Source organism: Pseudoalteromonas sp. AS71 (assembly GCF_038900275.1).
In the GTDB taxonomy this organism is placed as follows: Bacteria; Pseudomonadota; Gammaproteobacteria; order Enterobacterales; family Alteromonadaceae; genus Pseudoalteromonas.
Map to the genome: position 1 here is coordinate 63,359 of NZ_JBBMQZ010000022.1, position 20,831 is coordinate 84,189.

Genomic DNA, 20,831 nt, shown 5'->3' on the forward strand with positions numbered 1-20,831 from the left:
TTTATTCCTCAGATTCTTTTTGTGGTTTAGCGGTATAGAATTTTGCTAAAATTAGGCCTAGCTCAAACAAAAGAAGCATCGGAAATGCTAGTAAAGTTTGTGATAACACATCGGGCGGTGTTAAAAACATCGCCACTACAAAAACGCCTACGACAATATATGGGCGCTTTTCTTTTAAGCTTTTTGTTGTTGTTGCACCACTCCAACATAGCAGCATAATTGCCACAGGAATTTCGAAAGCGACACCAAATGCAAAAAACAGTTTTAATACAAACCCTAAATAGCTACTTATGTCGGGCGCAAGAGTCATCATCTCTGGACCAGTACTTGTAAAAAAGCCTAAAATAATTGGCAGAACTACAAAATAACAAAAGGCTATACCGCCATAAAATAATACTATACTTGAGGCGAGAATAGGCATGAGCATTTTCTTTTCATGCTTATATAAACCCGGCGCTATAAACCCCCAAATTTGATGCAATATCCACGGAATTGACGCAAATAAAGCGACAAATAAAGTTAGTTTGAAAGGTGCAAAAAAGGGGGCAGTAACGTCGGTTGCAATCATAGTTGCAGTACTTGGCAAATGCGAAACTAACGGCTGTGCAACAAAGGCATAAATGTCATTCGCAAAATATACTATGGCAATAAAAATAATGAAAATGCTCAATAGTGCTTTTATTAGCCGATCACGCAACTCAATTAAATGAGCTACAAATCCCGATTTTACTTCCTCAGCCATTATTTTTTATACCATGTAATAAGTTGACCACAAAGTGAGAGATAAATTTCACTTTTTTTCATCAAGTTGTTGGTTATTTGATGTATCAGGTTGTTTTTTCTTGTAGCTGTGAGTAACTGACTCAGCCGCTTTTTGTAACTCTGTTAATGAACTTTGTAACTCAGGGCTTAAATCTTTTAGTTCTTGTTGTTCTGCTTTTTTAAGGTTTTCGTGAAGTTCGTGAATACGCAGTTCCTCACTTACTTCGGCTTTTACCGAGTTGGCAAGTGACTTAGCTGTTTTAACCCATTTACTTACTGTTCTAATAGCAACAGGTAAGCGCTCAGGGCCAAGCACTACTAAGCCAACAATAAAAATAACAACAAGTTCCCACATCCCCATACTAATTAAACCTTATTGCTATCTTTGTTTTTTTCAGTATTGGTTGAGCCGTCAACGGTGCTTTTTTCTGATTGTTGAATTTGCTCTGATTTTTCTTGTTCACTCGCTGTGTCGTCCGACATTGCTTTTTTAAAGCCTTTAACAGCGCCACCAATGTCTCCACCCATACCGCGTAGTTTTTTTGTACCGAAAAGTAAAACTATGATCGCTAAAACAATTAATAATTGCCAAATACTAATACCACCAAAACCCATGGTTTTCTCCAATATATAAACGGTTAAATGTATATTTTAAATACTAATTATACGCCCAATAGCGCAAATAGCACTCAGTTTATGCGTTGCGCCATGCTGTTATAAAACTAATAGCCGATAAGCTTATAGTAATACTCGCAGCCATTAAATCGTGCTGTAAATAACAAAGTGTTGCCATAATCATTGTAGCACTACCAAATAAACTCAATATTAAAGGTTTATGAGATATCTTTTGTTCTTGAGGTTTATGAGCGTGTGGTGCACGCTTTAAATTCTGGTAAATTAGATCAGGTAGTTCAGGCATTTTTTCAGCCCAAAATGGCAAGTTAGCATACATTTGCTTCAGTACTGATAGCGGTCCAACTTGCTGCTTAACCCAATCTTCTAAAAAGGGTTTGGCTGTTTTCCATAAGTCGAGTTGTGGATATAGCTGACGCCCTAATCCTTCAACGTATAATAAGGTCTTTTGCAGTAATACTAATTGCGGTTGAACCTGCATGTTAAAACGACGTGCGGTATTAAATAGATTTACGAGCACGTGACCAAATGAAATTTCAGCAAGCGGTTTATTGAATATAGGCTCGCACACTGTGCGAATCGCAAATTCAAATTCTTCAATGCTGGTATCGTGTGGTACCCAGCCAGAATCAACGTGTAGCTGTGCAACTTGGCGATAATCACGATTAAAAAAGGCAATAAAGTTTTCAGCTAGATAACGTTTGTCTTCTTTGCTCAAAGTACCAACAATACCGCAGTCAATACCGATATACATTGGATTTTCAGGATGCTCGCGAGAGACGAATATATTACCCGGATGCATGTCGGCATGAAAAAAGCTGTCTCTAAACACTTGCGTAAAAAACACTTCTACGCCGCGCTCAGCAAGTAATTTCATATTCGTGTTTTGCGCCAGAAGTGAATCGGTATCAGAGACGGGTATACCGTAAATACGCTCCATTACTAGGACATTACTACGGCTATAATCACTGTAAACTGCAGGGATATACAATGATTCAGAGCCTTCAAAGTTGCGCTTAAGTTGAATGCCATTGGCACCTTCGCGCATTAAGTCGAGCTCGTCTAGGAGTGTTTTTTTATATTCTTTAACCACTTCTACAGGACGCAGGCGTTTTGATTCGTTATGGACTTTTGCAAGTACCTTAGCGAGCTTTTCCATTAACGCTAAATCGGCATTAATTTGCTCGTAAATATTTGGTCTAATAACCTTAATTACTACATCTTGCTCAATGCTTTGCTCATCAATAAGCTTTGCTGTATGCACTTGCGCTATAGATGCAGAAGCTAGAGGAGTTTGTGAAAACTCACTAAACAATTCACTTATATCGTTAATTTCTAGCGCTTTTTCTATTATTTTTTGTGCAAGTTTGCCTTCAAATGGCTGAACTTGATCTTGTAAAAAGGCAAGCTCTAAAGCGATATCATGAGGGAGTAAGTCACGACGAGTAGAGAGCATTTGGCCAAACTTAATCCAAACGGGACCAAGCTCTTGTAGTGCCAAACGTAAACGTAGTCCTGCAGGTTTTTCTTTGTGCTGATTACGCAGCCAAAACAAACTGCAACGAGCTACTTTACCAAACCAAGGGATCTTATGTTTAGGAATTAGCTCGTCTAGCCCATAGCGAAGTAAAGTTTTGGTGATGTTATACAAACGTGCAGTCGACACAAAAAATCCTTAGCGGGTGTTTGAAGGTAAAAAAGAGTTTAACAAGGTATTTATACGTTGCTCAACAGCAGCTACTTGGACTTTGAGTTCTCTATTTTTTTGTTTAAATTGCTCAAGTTCTAATGGGTGAATAGTAATTGCGAGCTCGTCTTGGCATAAACTTGTAAGCATGGTACTTATTTTAGTATTGGTTTTGCTGCTCTTTTGTTTTAGTTTTTTTAGGTATAGATATAACTGCTGAGCGGGGGTATCGCCAATGTATTTAGAAAGCTGTTCAGGCCAATCAATATCAATGCCTGAAAACGCATTACTATAAGTTTGCGCAATATTTAAATCGCCTTGTAAGTCGAGCTTATCTTGGCGAATTAACTGGGTAAGCATAGCTGGGTTTTTAAGTGCTAAAAGCGTGTCTATATCTGCGCTGATCATACAATCTGCGTTTTCGTTACTTTGAGCACTGTATAAGTGCAATTGCTCAGCGCTATAAACAAGTTGGATACTTTGTTGCCAATCTCTTACTTCAACCACTAAGCGTTGATGTTTAACTGCGCTTAGTTTTTGAGACAATTGTGGGTCAAGGCTGAGAGCTTGATTTAGTACACGCTCAATAAGCGAAAGCACAAAATTAGGTAACATAAAAAATTCAGATGCCATTGCATCATTATTATTTTTTGTTATTTTCTCAAGTGCCATAACTGCTAGCCTTAATATTTAAAACCACGATGCAGCGCAACAATTCCGCCTGTGAGGTTTTGGTATGTTGTTTGCTCAAAGCCTGCATCTTCCATCATCGCTTTTAGCGTGTCTTGATCTGGATGCATGCGAATAGATTCAGCTAAATACTTATACGATTCACTGTCGTTAGCAACTAGCTTACCCATTGTAGGCAATAAATTAAATGAGTAAAAATCGTAAGCTTTACTAAGTACGTCATGCTCTGGTTTTGAAAACTCTAAAACAAGTAAACGACCACCTGGCTTTAAAATACGGTACATAGAGCGCAATGCTTTGTCTTTATCGGTAACGTTACGTAAGCCAAAGGCAATAGTGATCACATCAAAGCTATTATCTGGGAACGGCAGCATTTCTGCATTCATTTGTACGTAGTCGATATTGCCAACTAACCCAAGATTATGTAGTTTTTCACGGCCAACTTTAAGCATAGATGAGTTTATATCACCTAAAACAACTTGACCCGTTTCTCCAACTAATTGACTAAACTTTGCAGTTAAATCGCCAGTGCCGCCGGCTAAATCGAGTACATGATGTCCTTTACGAACACCTGAGCTTGCAATAGTTTGACGTTTCCATAAACGATGCACACCAAAAGACATTAAATCATTCATTACATCGTATTTTGCAGCTACTGAGTGAAATACATCAGCAACCATAGAAGCTTTATCGTTCTCGGCTACTGTTTTATAACCAAAATGCGTGGTCTTTTGTTCGGTTTCGTTCATGACTAATCTCTATCGTGACAATAGAGGTTAGTGTACTTTATTGTACACAGTAGGTGCAATTTGAATATGATTTATCAGGTAATTTATTGCCCTGCAGTGTAACTACTTTGCCCTAATGAACGTGCTTTATAAGCCGCATGAGATGCTTTTTTAGCTAGCTGATTAAAATCATCTTCTTGTTGATGCTGAGCAATTCCTAGTGATAAGCCAATACTAGGTAGTTTAATCCCTGTTTTTGAACTAACAAAGCGCAGCTTTTCGACACCATTTCGTACTTTCTCGGCTATTACATTGGCCGTATCTGGGTCGATGTCGGCGAGCAAAACAGTAAATTGATCTTTAGCTGTGCGACCAGGTAAGCCACTTTGAAAAACATATTTTTGAACTTGCTTAGCTACTTTATTCAAAATGACTTCACCAATAATATCACCATAATTTTCAGTAAAATGATCAAGGTTGTCTATTTGAATCGCTATTGCGCAAATAGACTTTTGTTGATTAGTCCACACTTGCGTTTGTTGCGTTAAATAATGGCGCTTATAAAGCCCTGTTTGACTATCAATAATATGTTGTTTACGAAGCTGAGTAAGTTGCTTTTGTGTTTTTTCGTGTAGTTGTTTAGCTTTACTGAGTTCTTGCTTAAATTGCTTATGTTGGTTGAGTAATTCGGCGGTTTGATTATGGAGTACTTCAAGCGCTTGACGGCTTTGTTCTATGTTGTTCTCATTAAGCGAATGTACGCACTCGCTTACTTGACCCGCAAAACGAACTATTTGCTTCTCAGTAGCATGAGAGTTTTGAGAAAGTGAATTTATAACACCATCAACGTTTTGAATCATGTTGACTTGCGCTAAGTGGCCGGTATTTAAAAACTCAGAATGTAGCTGTTCAATTAAGACGCTATCTATATTATCTTCAACAGCAATAGCACGATCTAAAGCTTTATTTAGCTTGAGATTAGTTTGACTGGTATAAGTATAAATAACTTGATAATTCAGCGGCGTAGGTGGGAGCGCATAACGCTCTAAAAAAACACACACTTTGGTCATTTTTTCTTGTGCAATAGCCATGGAATCATGGAACATCATTTTTTAAATACCAACTAAGTACGCATAAGTGCAAATTCGAATATCTCATTCCATGAGGCGGTTATGCGTCCGAGCTTTTTATTATTTTTTACTACAGTAATCGTTATGTGCGCCATTTAAAAGTAAAAACAGAAGTTAGGGAACTTAAATTTTACTTTAGCGGCTTGATAGCTGTTTTTCTCATCAATTAAGCTTGCTATTGGCAATGTTAGAGTCGTTTCTTAGTTTAATACACTTGTTTTTAGTAAGGTTTATTTATTAAAGTTGGTCTCATTTACTTGCTATTTATTTAGCCTGCGATAGTTTTATGAAATTAATAACACTGCTAAGTTACATTATAATGAATCACTTTTTAGTTAAGCCACTTCGCCAATCTTTATTTGGTATCACAATTTTATGTTCATTGAGTGCATGCCAAATAACAACACCAAATGTCAATAAACAATTTACACAAGTAGCAAAAAGCATTGTCGATTATAGGCAAAGTACTAATCCTTATAGCAATTTAGAGGGAGTTGAAGGTTATTTATTACCAAATTTATCGCCCAAATTTTTAGCACAAGAATATAAAAATAAAGCGAGTCTACTTGCTGAGCTAGACGCAGTTAATATTGCAAAGTTAAGTGATGAAAATCAAATAAACTTCAATATTATTCGAGCTCAAGTACAAAACAGTGTTGATGAATATGTATTTAATGCGCACTATATGCCGCTTACCTCAGAATATGGCTTTCATTCTGGTTTATCGTACATAGTAAACAGCTCTCAATATAAAAATCAGCAAGACTACCAAGTATATTTGACTCGATTAACGCAAGTCCCACGTTTTTTTGAACAAAACATCTATTGGATGAAAAAAGGGATCGAAACAGGCCTTACCCAACCTAAAGCAGTGTTAGAGGGTTATGAAGACTCAATTAATGCTTACATTGTTGACGATGTAACTACATCTGAGTTTTATAAACCTTTTTTAACTAATACAGCAGGTTTGAGTGACGATAAATTTAAAGCGTTACAACAAAAAGCTAAAAACATTATAAAAGACGATGTTATACAGTCTTATAAGAATTACTTAGCGTTTTTTACGCAGCAGTATCGACCTAGTGCACGCACAAGTATTGGCATATCAGAGACGCCTAATGGCGAGGCATTTTATAAAAACAGAGCTAAGTATTACACCACTACCGATATGACACCTAAAGAGATTCACGAACTTGGATTGAAAGAGGTTGCTCGAATCCGCAGTGAAATGGAAGACGTAATAACAGAAGTAGGTTTTAAAGGCACGTTTGCCGAATTTATTCACTTTTTACGCACTGATCCACAATTTTACGCCACAACACCTGAGCAGCTTTTAAAAGAAGCCTCTTATATTGCTAAAAAAATGGATGCACAACTGCCTAAGTTATTTCATACCTTACCGCGTAAACCTTATGGCGTAGCACCCGTGCCAGCCAGCATTGCCCCTAAATACACAACAGGTCGATATTCTGGTTCTAATCGAGATGATGAAGCAGGGTATTACTGGGTAAATACTTACGCTTTAGATAAGCGCCCTTTGTATGTTTTAGAGGCATTAACGTTGCACGAAGCCGTGCCAGGTCATCATTTGCAAATCTCACTCAATGCTGAGCTTGAAAATTTGCCGAGTTATCGTCGTGATGCTTACCTTTCGGCATTTGGCGAAGGTTGGGGACTTTACTCTGAGTATTTAGGTTTAGAAGCAGGCTTTTACCAAGACCCATATAGCCGTTTTGGTCGTTTAACGTATGAAATGTGGCGAGCAGCCCGTTTAGTTGTTGATACGGGTATGCATATGTATGGCTGGAGCAGAGAGCGTGCCATGAATTTTATGAGTGAAAATACAGCGCTTTCGCTGCATAACGTTAAAACAGAAACTGATCGTTATATAACATGGCCTGCACAGGCGCTTTCGTACAAAATTGGTGAATTAACTATTAAACGTTTACGCTCTGAAGCAGAGCAAGCACTTGGGCACAATTTTGATATTCGTGAGTTTCATCATCAAATATTACGTCATGGTTCAGTGCCTTTATCGGTTCTTGAAACGCAAGTACGCATTTATATTAAAAAGGAATCAGTTAAGCTGGAAAGTAAATAAGTATAATTTTTTAAAGGGGGTACTGAGTTGTTTTTTAGCTATTTAAGTTACAGGTTTGCTGGTAAGTACTTGTATTTATTTTAAGCTAGCAGATTAATAATTATGATGTGCCATTTAGTTCATTAAAACGGTCAGTACTTATTAGCTATTATTTTAAAAATCACCAAGGGTCATAAATGAGCAATTTTATAATGTTTAGTATCGATATATTTGCAAGTATGTTTATAGTTGTGCTCGGGTTCGTTGTGCTTACTGTTATTATTTTTTATATTCGAGATGTAACGCAAACAAAGCATGCTATTAGGCGTAATTACCCTGTAATTGGTCGTTTCCGGTATTTTTTTGAACGCCAAGGTGAGTTTTTTAGACAATACTTTTTTGCTCAAGATAGAGAGGAAATGCCATTTAACCGCGCAGAGCGAAGCTGGGTTTATCGCGCTGCTAAAGATGTTGACCGTACTGCTGCATTCGGTTCAACACAAAGCTTAGAAGTAACAGGTACAGTTATGTTCATGAACTGTGCGTTTCCGACTTTAGATGAAGAAGCACTCGACCCGAGCAATGTCACTTTAGGTCCATACTGTAAAACACCTTACACCACTAATTCGTTATTTAATGTATCGGGTATGAGCTTTGGTGCGCTCTCAAAGCCTGCGGTTCGTGCTTTATCAAAAGGAGCTAAATTAGCAGGTTGCTGGATGAACACCGGTGAAGGTGGGCTAAGCCCATACCATTTGGAGGGGGGCGCCGATATTGTTTTTCAAATTGGTACCGCTAAATATGGTGCACGAGACGAGCATGGAAATTTAAGCACCGAAAAACTTAAAGAAATAGCGGCTCACGAACAAGTCAAAATGTTCGAACTAAAAATGAGCCAAGGCGCTAAACCAGGTAAGGGTGGAATGCTTCCAGGGCGTAAAGTTAATGCCGAAATAGCTAAAATTAGGGGTATTCCAGAGGGGCAAGACTCTATTAGTCCCAATGGCCATCCTGAAATTAAAAACCCAGCCGATATTCTAGATATGATTGCCACGGTACGTAACGCGACAGGTAAGCCTACAGGCTTTAAAGCGGTAATTGGTGCCTACGGGTGGTTAGAAACGTTGTTCGCTGAAATAAATCATCGTGGTATAGAGTCTGCACCTGATTTTATTACCATAGATAGTGCTGATGGTGGTACGGGGGCGGCACCACAACCGCTTATGGACTCAGTCGGTTTACCACTACGTGAAAGTTTACCGCTGGTAGTTAACATGCTTGAAAAGCATGGGCTGCGAGATCGTATTAAAATAATCGCATCAGGTAAATTAATTGTTCCTTCCAAGGTTGCTTGGGCATTGGCACTGGGTGCTGATTTTGTTGTGTCGGCTCGAGGGCATATGTTTGCACTGGGCTGTATTCAGGCAATGCAATGTAATAAAGATACCTGTCCAACGGGGATCACTACACATAACGAGCGTTTGCAACGCGGTTTAAATGTAGCTGATAAAGCGCAGCGAGTAGCTAACTATAATAAATACATTCATTACGGAGCGGGGCTTATAGCTCATTCTTGTGGTGTGACTAGTGCACGCGAATTAAGGCGTGAGCACGTACGTATAGTGCAAGAAAGTGGTTTATCGGAGCCGCTTGATAAAATTTATGAAAATTATAAGTAAATTTTAATAATAGAAAAGGCGCTGATAGCGCCTTTTTTAATGTTTTTTAGTTTAATTGGCTTATTAATAAACTAAAAAATGCGTCTTTGTTGTCGCATGTTTGGGCATTCAAAATAAGCTGCTCGCCTAGCGCTAATGTTTGTTTTTGCACTGTAAGGCGCGCAACCTCATCACTAATGCTATCTATATCGGTTACATGTGCGAGCCCTATGGTGCGCCTAATTAATTCAGCACCACAATAACCAATAGTGTCTTGTAGTACGCTTTTCATAAAGTACTCACTATAACCTGCAGCCTTTAGTGCAGCTTCAGTAGTATGCTCATTGATAAGCGTAAGCCAATGTTGTTCAAATAAGGTATAGCATTCAACAAGAGTGCTTAATAAATGGGTTTGGTAATTACGACGAGCCACAAAATCTTCAATACGCCCGTATTGCGCACAATAATTTAAAAGTAAATTACCAATAAAAGAGCCAATATCGAACCCAATAGGACCAAAAAAACCAAACTCAGGATCGATCATCTTTGTATTATTACAATCAACAAAAATACTGCCGCTATGCATATCACCATGAAGTAATGTTTGCGGGTTAGATAAAAAATTAGCTTTTAGTTTTGCGATTTCTAACTTTAACGCGCTATTTTTTTGTATTGCATCAACTTCGCTTTGTAGTTGCTCTGGGTAGTTATTGCGTTCGTGCTCAATGTACGGATCGCTAAAAAATAAGTCTTCAGTAATTTGGCAAAGCTCGGGATTAGTAAATTGGCTAACAAGTGCTTTTTTAGTTTGTGCGGTTAAATAAAAATCTGAATTATAAAAGCCAGTATGACTTAAGTAGGTCGCTACATGCTGCGCCAATTTAGGAAATTGCTCTGCATTATTTTGTGCAGTACGCAGTATTTGTAAATTACCTAAATCTTCTAAAATAGTGAGCGCTTGCATTTCACTATAATGTAAAACCCTAGCTGTATAAGTTGGGCAAATAGCGCCATGATTAAGCAAAATTTGTGCTTCTATACGAGCTCTATCAAGCGTTAATGGCCACGACTCACCCACGCAACGGGCGTAAGGCAAAGCTTGCTTTAAAATAACGCTATTATTTTGCTCATCAGTAATTCTAAATACTAAATTAAGATTGCCATCACCAAACTCGTACGCCGTTAAGGTTTGTCCGTGGGCAAAAAAATTACATTGGTTAGATTCAATTAATGTCGACACATAATCGATAGCGCGCTGTGCATTAAAAGCAACATAGTTAGTCATGGTTTAAATCTCAAAAATCAGCTTTTAAGCATTCTATACCTTTAAATGTTTAGATGTCTACAAGTCCAACTTGAGAGTTATTCAAAGTGGTGTAAAATAACGTTACGCATTTTTAATACCTTGAGCATTATGCAAAATTTAATCGCAAGCAGTTTAAAATATGAAAACGGGTCGCTTAGTGTGCTCGACCAATATTTACTACCTCACCAGCAGGTATGGCATCAGTGTCATGATGTAGAAACCATGAAAGAGCTGATCATTAGTTTAAAAGTGCGTGGAGCTCCACTTATTGGCTTAAGCGCGAGCTTGCTAGTGGCGTATTTAGCTGAGCAAGGGGTAGTGAAAAGTGAGCTTGAAAAAGCAATCAATGAACTAGAAGCCACTCGTCCAACGGCGGTTAATTTAATGCATTGTATGGCGGCATTGCGAAAAGCTTTAACGCAAAGCGATTATGTTGCCGGTATTGTTAGTACTGCTGAGCGGTTGTTTATTGAAGATATTGAGCTGTGTGAACGAATGGCAAATCGTGGTGCCGAGCTTATAAATAGTGGCGACAACATATTAACTCATTGTAATACAGGGGCGCTTGCAACCGCTGGTATTGGTACTGCACTAGGTGTTATTTACAAAGCGCAGCAAAAATATGGCAACGTACATGTGTGGGTTGATGAAACACGACCATTATTACAAGGCGGTCGCTTAACTGCCTTTGAGCTTGAGCGCTGGAAAATTCCGTACACATTAATTTGCGATAATATGGCGGCAAGTTTAATGGCTGCAGGTAAGGTGGATAAAATAGTAGTAGGGGCTGATCGTATTGCTGCCAATGGTGATTTTGCTAATAAGGTGGGTACCTATAATTTAGCCGTTCTTGCGTATTTTCATAACATTCCATTTTATGTCGTTGCGCCTATTACCACGCTTGATACCAACACCGCGTGTGGTAATGATATAGAAATAGAGCAACGTAATCCTCAAGAAGTGCGCGGAGTTAGCGGTAGCTTTGGTGAGGCTTTATGGGCGCCCACTAATGCTAATGTGTATAACCCTGCATTTGATATAACGCCGGCAAAGCTGGTTACAGGATGGGTGTTAGATACAGGTGTGTATAACCAAAGTCAGGTTGAAAATGGCGATCTCATAAAGCTTAAGTAGCTTCGCGATGTTTTGGTCCACGTTATGTTTATCAGTGTGGACCAAGGTTTTGAATGGCTAACTTACGATAATAGCGGAAATTGCTCTGCAATAGACGAGGCAGTGCTTTTTGCCACCCAGCCTTCTGTATTGTTAAATAAGCGAATGGCAGTAAACTCAGGGTCGCTTCCCATATCAAACCAATGCGGGGTAAGTTCAGGCACTGAAATTAAATCGCCTTGTTGGCAAAGTACCTGGTAAACCTTATTGCCTAAATGCAGGCAAAATAGCCCTTGGCCTTTTACAAAAAAACGTACTTCGTCTTCACTATGAGTATGTTCAAATAAAAACTTTTTGCGCAGCTCTGATGCGCCAAGATTACCTTTAGCTAGAGATATAACGTCTACTGTTTGATAGCCATTTTCGGTTTTTAACCGATCTATATCGTTTTTGTACGCACTAATAATTTGCTCGTGGGTGGTGTGCTCATTAATATCTGCATTTGCTTGCCACTGTTCAAAACGTACGTTTACTTTAGCTAGTTGCTTTGCAATATCATCAGCATTTGATGTGCTTACAAGTGCTTTGCTTGCATCGTTGTCAGCATATATTGTTAATTGGCTCATACTAATTGCTCCAATTTAAATTGGCTAAAGTCATTAATATAAGGGTGTGCTTTAGTGCTTGCTTGCCCATCACGAATTAAATGTAGTGTTTTTAAGCCCGCAGCTTGCGCGGCATCAAGCTCACTGGCTACATCACTTAAAAAGAGTATTTCTGCTGCTTTAAACGGTAACAGCTCAACAATGGTGTTATAGGCCATTTGCTCTTGTTTTGCGCCAACTTTGGTGTCAAAAAAGTCAGTAAACAAGCTGCGAATGTCACCATAATCACTGTATTTAAAAAGTAGCTGCTGCGCTTTTACTGACCCTGACGAATACACATATAAAGCTATATCGTTGTTGTACTGAGCTTGTAAAAAATCAAATGCATCTGGGTATAAATGACCTTTAAAATCACCGTGTTCATACCCTGTTTGCCAAATCAAGCCTTGTAACTGCTTAAGTGGAGTGATTTTTTTATCTTCATCAATCCAGGTAAGTAAAGTGCTAATGACTTCTTCAATATCGGCGTTTGGCTTTTCGATAAGGGCTTTTACGGCACTAATTTGCTCAGCTACATCTGGCTTATTAGCATTGGCACGTACAAAGGTAGGTAACTGTTTTGCTGCGTAAGGAAACAACACCTCTTTAACAAACGAGATACGGGTTATTGTGCCTTCGATGTCGGTTAAAATGGCTTTAATCATTTAGTTACTCCTGCTTGAATACCTATTATTTTTAGGCGCTCTAGTTCGCAGCTAAATAAAAACTCTAAGGCTTCTAGGTGGCGACGAACTTCATCAATATTACGTCCTACCGCATATAAACCATGACCACGTATCAGTACGCCATGTTCTATAGGTGTATGTAAATGATGGTCACTGACTAGCAGGCTTAATCGGTCAATATCTTGATCGTTATCGAAAATAGGAATGCTCAGCGTTTCTAAATGCGAAGTAAAGCCGCTCAGTGCTTTTTGCATTTCATAGCCTGTTAAATCAAGCTGATGACTTTGGGTAATTTGCGACAGTACGGTGGCGGCTACAGAATGAGTATGTAAAACACATTGTGCATCAGGTATAAGCTGATACAAACTTAGGTGTAATTGTGTTTCTGCCGATGGTTTTACAGCTCCTGCTAGGCGCTCGCCTTGGTGATTTAATTGCAAAAAATGCTCTTGCGTCAGTGAGCCTTTATCATGCCCACTTGCTGTAACAACAAAGCCAGTGCTAGTACGAGCTGAAAAGTTTCCGCCTGTTGCGGGTACCCAGCCTTTTTGGCTAACCCATTTTCCGGCTTCAATAAGTTGTGAAATAGCGGTATTGTTTTGCATACATTCCTCACTAATGAGCGTAAAGTTAATTGTTTTTAGACGGCTATACTTCTGTTTTAAGCAATGATAGCATCGCTTTAAGCGCAAAACCATCATTAAGGGCATCACGTGTTTGAAAGTAAATTACCAAATTTAGGCGTTAGTATATTTAGCCAAATGAGTGGGTTGGCTAATGAGTTTTCGGCAATTAATCTCTCTCAAGGCTTTCCTGAGTTTGATGCTCCTGATCTTTTAAAAACGCAGTTAAATTATTATGTGCAGCAGGGCGTTAATCAATATTCACCTTCAAGTGGTGTACCACGATTACAGCAACAAATTGCTGATTTAGCAAAGCGCATATATGCAGCTGATATAAACGCAGCTGATCAAGTTACTGTTACCTCGGGTGCAACAGAGGCATTGTTTGTGGCTATTCAAACAATTGTACGCCCAAATGATGAAGTGATTGTATTTGACCCTGCATATGACTCTTACCAACCGGCAATTGAACTCGCTGGTGGAAAGTCGGTACACATTGCTTTAAGTGCGCCAAATTACACTATTGATTGGCAAGTAGTAAGCCAAGCTATTACTAAAAATACCCGTGCCATTATTATTAATACGCCTCATAACCCAAGCGGTAAAATATTACAGCCACAAGATATAAAAGCGCTTAAAGAGTTAGTTGGTACTCACAATTTGTATGTAATAAGCGATGAGGTATATGAGCACATTACGTTTGATGAACAACCGCATTTAAGCGTATTACGCGATGATGAATTATTTACCAAAAGCTTTGTTGTATCGAGTTTTGGTAAAACGTTTCACAGCACGGGCTGGAAAATGGGGTACTGTATTGCACCTGCCGATTTATCTATCGAATTTAGAAAAATTCATCAGTACGTTACGTTTTCAAGCTTTACCCCCGCACAACATGCGCTTGGCGATATGCTAGAGCAGGAAGGCGAGCATATAGATGAGCTAAGTAGGTTTTATCAGCAAAAGCGTGATTTATTAGCGAGTCATTTAAGTAACAGCCGTTTTAAAATTTTACCTAGCCAGGGCACTTACTTTTTATTGTTAGATTACGGTAATGTATCGGATTTAAACGATGTTGAATTTTGCCATTGGTTAGTAGAGCAAGCAGGTGTTGCGGCTATTCCGTTAAGTGTGTTTTATCAAAAGCCACCAACCGATAAAGTAATTCGTTTATGCTTTGCTAAAAACGACAACACTCTCATAGAGGCAGCGCAAATATTATGTCAACTTTAACTATTACAGCATTGCAAAGCTCGCTTCACTGGCTTGATAAAGACGCTAATTTAGCCATGTTTAATAAACAGCTTGAAGCAATTACTAATCAGCCCGATTTAGTTTTATTACCAGAGACATTTTCGACTGGCTTTGCTATTAATTTAGATTGTGCAGAGCCCGAAAACGGTAAAGTGCTTACTTGGTTAAAGGCACAGGCTCATAAACATAATGCGGTTATTGCCGGTTCGGTACTGGTTGCGCAAGGCAATAAAAAAGCCAATCGGTTTTATTGGGTAAAGCCCAACGGTGAGGTGAGTTATTACGACAAACGCCATTTATTTCGCTTAGGCAGTGAGGGCGATTACGTTGTAGCAGGGCTGGCGCGTAAAGTTTTTGAAATCAACGGTTTTAAACTATTACCGCAGGTATGTTATGACCTGCGTTTTCCGGTATTTCAACGTAATAATAATGACTACGATGTAATGATAAACGTAGCAAATTGGCCTGCTGTACGCCGCCATATTTGGGATACGTTACTTATGGCGCGTGCCATGGAAAACCTGTGTTATGTAGTAGGCGTTAATCGCGTAGGTGACGACGGGAATGGTGCCGCGCACAATGGTGGTACAGCGGTATACGACTTTAAAGGCGATGCATTAACTAAAGCGCAAGATGACACCGAACAACTAGTTACTATAACACTTGAAAAAGCACCACTGGATGAGTTTAAAGCAGCGTTTCCAGCCTATTTAGACGCAGATTCTTTTACACTAATATAGTGCACGTTAATTTAGCGCAGAGCCAATAAAGTGTTAAAATAGTCGCTGATATTTTTTTGTTGGCGGCAAATTTCGTAATGAACACTTTAATCACTCCTGTAATTTTAGCTGGTGGTATAGGCTCTCGCTTGTGGCCGCTTTCTCGCCAAGCAATGCCTAAACAATTTTTACCACTACTTAGTGAAAACACATCATTACTGCAAAGTACATTGGCACGTGTTTCTGATGGGTTGTTCGGTAATGCTATTTTAGTGTGTAACGAACTGCACCGATTTATTGCCGCAGAGCAAGCTGCAAGCTTAGCCCCTAGCGCATTACTACTTGAGCCTAACGGTAAAAATACCGCGCCTGCCATCGCATTAGCCGCCCACTATGCACTGCAAAATGGGATTACCGGTCCGCTATTAGTGATGCCTGCCGATCATCATATTGAAAACTTTGATGTATTAACAGCTAAGCTCCCTGGGGCTGTAAAACTTGCTGAGCAAGGAAAGCTCGTGACGTTTTCGATTACACCTACACAGCCACATACTGGCTATGGTTATATAAAACAAGGCGCGGCTATTGCTGGAACAGGTTGTTATGATGTTGCTCAATTTAAAGAAAAGCCTGACTTAGATACAGCGAACCATTATTTAGCTCAAGGGGGTTATAGCTGGAATAGCGGCATGTTTTTATTTACCTCAGCAGCCTATTTAAAAGAGCTCGAGCGGTTTGCGCCAAAAATAGCAACGAGTGTCGCTGCAGCGGCACAATTTACCAAAGATTTAGGGTTTACCCGCCCAAGCAATAGTGCCCTTGAGCACTGCCCAAGTAATTCTATAGATTACGCTATTTTAGAGCGAAGCGATAACGTAGTTGTTATGCCTGTTGATTTAAAATGGAGTGATGTAGGTAGTTTTTCATCTCTTGATGCGCTTACAAAAAAAGATGAAAACGGTAATAGTTTAAATGCTAATTATATGGCTCAAAAAAGCACTAATAACTTAGTTATTAACGAGGCTGAACACACTATTGCCACGCTTGGAGTAAGTGACTTAGCGATTATTCATACTCATGATGCCACGTTAATCGCAAATCAAAATGAGCTGGATTCTCTGCCTTTGTTACTTAAGCAAATTGCGACAACACAGGCTGATAAACTTAACCATAATCAAGTGGTTTTTCGCCCGTGGGGAAATTACCGTACTTTGGTTGAGGCTACTGGCTTTAAAGTTAAAAAAATTACTGTTAATAGCGGTGCTAAGCTTTCGACGCAGCGCCATCAGCATCGCGCTGAACATTGGGTTGTGGTTTCGGGTATTGCAGATGTGTGTATTGATGAGCAAGCGTATACGCTAACGCATGACCAATCGTGTTATATCGCCGCAAAACAAGTTCATAGCTTGGCTAATAATCAAAAAGAGCCGTTAATCGTCATTGAAGTGCAAACCGGTGCTGTACTAGATGAAAACGATATAGAGCGATTTGATGATAAATATGGAAGAGATTAATAATTAGCTGTTTTTAAAGCTAATTCACTATTACTCTAACTGCCCACGCACAAACTTTAAATATTGCTCTAAGCTTCGTTGCCACAGATCTAAGGCTTCATCAAGCATATCGTTGTGCGGTTTTTTATCAAGCAAACGGCGCTCTATTTTTTTAAGCTCAAGACCATAGCGGTTAAAACCTAGTTGCAGTGCAGTACTTGCTTGGCGATGAATAAGTTTAATGCATTGCTCTGGTTGTTGGTCAATAAGCTTTTGACAGCGAATTAGCTTGTTACGCGCCGAAAGCACAAACTCATTATAAATCGACGACACTTCATCTTCACTAAACGAGCTGGTGAGTGTTTCGGCTGCTGTTTTGTCATACAAGGTATCAATAAGCTCTACTGCGATACTCGCAGTTTGATTAGATTGAGAGTCGCTAAGTGCTTGGCGAAGCTTCTCGTGCTTAATAGGCTTACCTACAATGTCTTTTATACCTAATTCTAAATACTCTTTTACTTCGTCAGGGCTAAGGCTTGCAGTAAATGCGAGTACTGGCGTTCGTTGATTTTTATGATCAATGCGTTTTAGCCGTTTAAGTACTTCTTGGCCTGTTAAATCAGGTAAGTTCATATCAAGCAAAACAACATCGAAGTGGTGAGCTTGCATGAGCTCTATTGCGCTTTTCCCATCTTTTGCGAGCTTAATTTTGTGCTCATCGTCGGCCATAAATTCTATAGCAATTTTTTGATTTAAATCTAAATCTTCAACCAGTAGTACATCAAGACCTGTTAAGTAATCTTTAGTTTGATGGCGCTGCTCTACAAGGCTTAATTCACCTAAGGTAAAAGTAACGGTAAAGCTAAATACACTGCCGGTTCCAAGCTGGCTAGCTATTTCGAGTCGGCTACTGAGCTTTTCAAGTAGGCGACTGGTAATAGCTAAACCAAGGCCGGTCCCACCTTTCTCTTTTCCTGCACTGCTTTGTACGTAGGGCTCTGTTAAGTAAGCTATCTCATCATTTTCTATACCTGGCCCTGAATCTTTTACACTAATTTTTATAGTGTGCTCAAGTTGCTTTTCTAAAACTAAATCAACCTGAATTTTAACGGTTCCGTGGTCTGTAAACTTAATGGCATTACCCACTAAATTAATAATTATTTGCCTAAGTTTTTGCTGGTCGCAGTAATAACAGGCTTGCTCAGGAATATTACATATTAGTTCAAACTTGAGCTGTTTTTGCTCGGCGAGAGGACTTAGTAATAAGCATAAATTATTAAGCCATGTTTTAAACTCGACATCTTCTTCGTAAAGCGCTTCGTCACTTTGATCCAAACTTGCATAATCGAGTACTTTATCTACCAATAAATTAAGAGATTCGGCAGAATTTATAATCGCCTCGCAATAGGCTTTATTGCGGGTATCACTTGTTTGGTTCATAACAAGTTGGGCGCTGCCTAAAATACCGTTTAGCGGGGTGCGAATTTCGTGGCTTATAGTTGATAAAAAGAGCCCGCGTATTTCTAAATCTTTTTGTGCTTTATCGGCTAACTTATTGAGATGCTGCTCTCTGCGCTCATTACACAATAACGCCATACCTGCAGCATAAAACATGGGCGCAATTACGCCATTTAAAAATAGCAAAGAGCTAAACCAGCCGTTTACTAAAAGGTTTTTTTGTTCAATGTTATTCATAAATAACGAGCGGCCAATAAAGCTTAAAGCAACAAGCGTTAAAATGGTTATGTATACAATACTGCCATTAGGGTAGGGTTTGCGTGCACATTTAATAAATATAAACAGTAAAAAACCGGCTTCTGCTATGTGCTGTATATCGGATGCAATCACTCTTTCGTGTAAAGATGGGTCAATAAAGGTGTAATAGCCAAGCATTACAGTGCAAAAAGCGGTCACTGAGCAAAGTAATTTAAAACCAATACCGTGATAATTTAAAAACTGACTGAGCGATAAACAATGCACTATTGATGCGGCAAACATCATGCTACTAGCAGCGCTAATAATCACTAAATTATGTGTATCACCAACAAGAGTAAAGCCAATAACTGAGCCTAATAGCAATATGGGATAGAAAATATAAAGCAATGTGCCTGGAATTTGTTTGTTTGTTCGCCACGTCAAAAAGTTAAGTAGAGTCATTACAACCATGATGGCGATGCTGGCAAAATAAAGAGTGAAAGAGTCGAGCATTAATAGTCCAGCAAAGTAGTTTTCAAACCAATATTATCAAAAGTATACACTTATACCAATTTTCAAAACAGATCACTTAAGTAAGCAAATTAGTATTAAATAAGCATGCAACACATACAAAAACAGACACCTAAGTGTCTGCTTTTAATTTTAAACTAAATATTTGATTAACGAATTTCATCAGGAATATTTTGCTGTGCCCAAGATAGGAGCTCAATACGGTTACGACATTTAGTTTTTCTAAATGCGCTATATAAATGTGTTTTAACAGTGTGTGGACTGATACTTAAATCTTCTGCGATCTCTTTATTCTTCGAACCTTTACTCATTAGTGAGATTATTGCTTTTTCTCGTTTAGTGAGTTTAACAGGCTCAATATCACCTTCAGTTAATTTATGCAGGGCATCTTTATTAAACTGAAGCATACGATTTAATGCATTACACATTATATCGCGGCGATACCAAAGTTGATCTTCAAGTAGTAAGCGAATACCTTTCATTAATACATCGGCGTTATCTGTTGTGTAAAACACGCCACGAATACCGCTCAACAATGCACGGTTAGCAAGTTCAGGGTTTTCGTCTAGATTAAATAATATGATATCGCATTTAATACGTAGGTTTACTAGTTGTTCTTTTAGTTTTCCCCATGCATCCTTGCTTGATGTTTCAATAAACAAAAGTCGAGTCCCTTCAGGTATGTCTAAAATATTAGTACCTGTGGTTACGTCAAGGCCTTGCGTTTTTAACAAAGGTTCTAAAACGTTAATACCAATAGTGTTAATTGGCTCTTGATCTAATAACAAAAAGGCTGAACTGCTCATGTTTTTATACTCTTTTATAAAGCTGACTGACTGAGTTTATCACGACTTCCACACCTTTTGTATTAGAAAGTCGTTGATGTACTCAATAACAAATACGATATTACGATTATTTAAACATAAAATGTTGCAAATAAGTAACTATTTATTATTTATAACCATGAAAAACCATAACATTTGTAACTAATTAGTTGAGTAGAATAGTTTAGTGAAAAATTTTAATTAATTTACTTTTTTTACATTTTGATAAGGTGGCCACCCCATCTCTTTACCGGCAAGCATGTGTAAATGTATGTGATAAACAGTTTGCCCACCATGTTCGTTACAGTTCATAACTACGCGGTATCCGTCCTCAGCAAAATTATGTTGCTTAGCTAATTTAGCTGCGGCTACGTATAAGTTGCCTACTAAATGTGAGTTTTCAGGATTTATATCATTTATAGTAGCAATTGCTTTTTTTGGGATAATTAATGCATGAAATGGCGCTTGTGGGTTTATATCTTTAAATGCGAGAGTGTTTTCATCTTCGTAAATAATATCTGCCGGAATTTCACGATTAATTATTTTGGTAAAAATAGTTTCTTGGCTCATAGTGT

The 20,831-nt window shown here is 38.7% G+C and carries 20 protein-coding genes; 6 read left to right on the forward strand and 14 right to left on the reverse strand.

Translation table 11 applies throughout. The features are described 5' to 3' along the window. Position 1: 1 nt before the first annotated feature. From tatC to WNY98_RS16335, 7 genes are all read right to left on the reverse strand, one after another. A complete protein-coding gene (gene tatC, locus WNY98_RS16305; RefSeq protein ID WP_342878412.1) occupies positions 2-742 on the reverse strand; it encodes a twin-arginine translocase subunit TatC in 741 nt (246 codons plus the stop codon). A 48-nt stretch (positions 743-790) separates the two neighbouring features. After that, positions 791-1,123: a Sec-independent protein translocase protein TatB gene (gene tatB, locus WNY98_RS16310; RefSeq protein ID WP_024599713.1), complete on the reverse strand. Its 333-nt coding sequence runs from the start codon at positions 1,121-1,123 to the stop codon at positions 791-793. A gap of 5 nt (positions 1,124-1,128) precedes the next feature. After that, complete coding sequence (tatA, locus tag WNY98_RS16315) at positions 1,129-1,377, reverse strand: Sec-independent protein translocase subunit TatA (protein ID WP_024599714.1); 249 nt, start codon at positions 1,375-1,377, stop codon at positions 1,129-1,131. 79 nt (positions 1,378-1,456) lie between these two features. After that, positions 1,457-3,061: a ubiquinone biosynthesis regulatory protein kinase UbiB gene (gene ubiB, locus WNY98_RS16320; protein WP_342878413.1), complete on the reverse strand. Its 1,605-nt coding sequence runs from the start codon at positions 3,059-3,061 to the stop codon at positions 1,457-1,459. A gap of 9 nt (positions 3,062-3,070) precedes the next feature. After that, positions 3,071-3,754, reverse strand: coding sequence for an SCP2 sterol-binding domain-containing protein (locus WNY98_RS16325; RefSeq protein ID WP_342878414.1), 684 nt, complete (start codon positions 3,752-3,754; stop codon positions 3,071-3,073). Positions 3,755-3,765: 11 nt separating this feature from the next. After that, on the reverse strand, positions 3,766-4,521 hold the full coding sequence (gene ubiE / locus WNY98_RS16330) for a bifunctional demethylmenaquinone methyltransferase/2-methoxy-6-polyprenyl-1,4-benzoquinol methylase UbiE (protein ID WP_024589468.1): 756 nt from the start codon (positions 4,519-4,521) through the stop codon (positions 3,766-3,768). A gap of 83 nt (positions 4,522-4,604) precedes the next feature. Then, positions 4,605-5,591 carry a GGDEF domain-containing protein gene (locus tag WNY98_RS16335; protein ID WP_024599717.1) on the reverse strand — a complete coding sequence of 329 codons (987 nt, stop codon included), beginning with the start codon at positions 5,589-5,591 and terminating at the stop codon, positions 4,605-4,607. Positions 5,592-5,949: 358 nt separating this feature from the next. On the opposite strand from WNY98_RS16335, the gene WNY98_RS16340 reads away from it, so the two are divergent. Both WNY98_RS16340 and WNY98_RS16345 read left to right on the forward strand, forming a co-directional pair. Next, positions 5,950-7,731 (forward strand): DUF885 domain-containing protein, encoded by a 1,782-nt coding sequence (locus WNY98_RS16340; protein WP_342878425.1) that lies wholly within the window; start codon positions 5,950-5,952, stop codon positions 7,729-7,731. Between the two features lie 176 nt (positions 7,732-7,907). After that, positions 7,908-9,389, forward strand: a complete 1,482-nt coding sequence (locus WNY98_RS16345; RefSeq protein ID WP_024599719.1) for an FMN-binding glutamate synthase family protein — start codon at positions 7,908-7,910, stop codon at positions 9,387-9,389. 46 nt (positions 9,390-9,435) lie between these two features. On the opposite strand, the gene mtnK is transcribed toward WNY98_RS16345, so the two are convergent. Further along, positions 9,436-10,653 carry an S-methyl-5-thioribose kinase gene (gene mtnK, locus WNY98_RS16350; protein ID WP_342878415.1) on the reverse strand — a complete coding sequence of 406 codons (1,218 nt, stop codon included), beginning with the start codon at positions 10,651-10,653 and terminating at the stop codon, positions 9,436-9,438. A gap of 129 nt (positions 10,654-10,782) precedes the next feature. Here mtnK and mtnA point away from each other — a divergent pair, with 129 nt between their 5' ends. Beyond that, positions 10,783-11,808 carry an S-methyl-5-thioribose-1-phosphate isomerase gene (mtnA, locus tag WNY98_RS16355; protein ID WP_342878416.1) on the forward strand — a complete coding sequence of 342 codons (1,026 nt, stop codon included), beginning with the start codon at positions 10,783-10,785 and terminating at the stop codon, positions 11,806-11,808. 62 nt (positions 11,809-11,870) lie between these two features. Here mtnA and WNY98_RS16360 read toward each other — a convergent pair whose 3' ends face one another. The 3 genes from WNY98_RS16360 to WNY98_RS16370 are packed head-to-tail and all read right to left on the reverse strand — an operon-like array spanning position 11,871 to position 13,722. After that, the gene (locus WNY98_RS16360) at positions 11,871-12,413 is read right to left on the reverse strand and encodes an acireductone dioxygenase (protein ID WP_182696402.1); all 543 of its coding nucleotides are present in this window, start codon (positions 12,411-12,413) and stop codon (positions 11,871-11,873) included. Then, complete coding sequence (mtnC, locus tag WNY98_RS16365; RefSeq protein ID WP_182725054.1) at positions 12,410-13,096, reverse strand: acireductone synthase; 687 nt, start codon at positions 13,094-13,096, stop codon at positions 12,410-12,412. The genes WNY98_RS16360 and mtnC overlap by 4 nt, the downstream gene beginning before the upstream one ends. Next, the gene (locus WNY98_RS16370) at positions 13,093-13,722 is read right to left on the reverse strand and encodes a methylthioribulose 1-phosphate dehydratase (protein ID WP_342878417.1); all 630 of its coding nucleotides are present in this window, start codon (positions 13,720-13,722) and stop codon (positions 13,093-13,095) included. The genes mtnC and WNY98_RS16370 overlap by 4 nt, the downstream gene beginning before the upstream one ends. Positions 13,723-13,830: 108 nt before the next feature. Between WNY98_RS16370 and WNY98_RS16375 the strand changes: the two genes are divergently transcribed. The 3 genes from WNY98_RS16375 (at position 13,831) to WNY98_RS16385 (ending at position 17,227) form a co-directional block, all read left to right on the forward strand. Continuing rightward, complete coding sequence (locus tag WNY98_RS16375; protein ID WP_342878418.1) at positions 13,831-14,973, forward strand: methionine aminotransferase; 1,143 nt, start codon at positions 13,831-13,833, stop codon at positions 14,971-14,973. Beyond that, complete coding sequence (locus WNY98_RS16380; RefSeq protein ID WP_342878419.1) at positions 14,961-15,734, forward strand: amidohydrolase; 774 nt, start codon at positions 14,961-14,963, stop codon at positions 15,732-15,734. Before WNY98_RS16375 ends, WNY98_RS16380 begins: the two co-directional genes overlap by 13 nt. A 77-nt stretch (positions 15,735-15,811) precedes the next feature. Next, complete coding sequence (locus tag WNY98_RS16385; RefSeq protein ID WP_342878420.1) at positions 15,812-17,227, forward strand: mannose-1-phosphate guanylyltransferase/mannose-6-phosphate isomerase; 1,416 nt, start codon at positions 15,812-15,814, stop codon at positions 17,225-17,227. A 30-nt stretch (positions 17,228-17,257) separates the two neighbouring features. Here WNY98_RS16385 and WNY98_RS16390 read toward each other — a convergent pair whose 3' ends face one another. The 3 genes from WNY98_RS16390 to WNY98_RS16400 all read right to left on the reverse strand — a co-directional run bounded on the left by WNY98_RS16390 (position 17,258) and on the right by WNY98_RS16400 (position 20,826). Beyond that, positions 17,258-19,414: a response regulator gene (locus WNY98_RS16390; protein ID WP_342878421.1), complete on the reverse strand. Its 2,157-nt coding sequence runs from the start codon at positions 19,412-19,414 to the stop codon at positions 17,258-17,260. A gap of 167 nt (positions 19,415-19,581) precedes the next feature. Further along, on the reverse strand, positions 19,582-20,238 hold the full coding sequence (locus tag WNY98_RS16395; RefSeq protein WP_004334929.1) for a response regulator transcription factor: 657 nt from the start codon (positions 20,236-20,238) through the stop codon (positions 19,582-19,584). A gap of 219 nt (positions 20,239-20,457) precedes the next feature. Continuing rightward, positions 20,458-20,826, reverse strand: coding sequence for a histidine triad nucleotide-binding protein (locus WNY98_RS16400; RefSeq protein WP_342878422.1), 369 nt, complete (start codon positions 20,824-20,826; stop codon positions 20,458-20,460). Positions 20,827-20,831 lie beyond the last annotated feature (5 nt).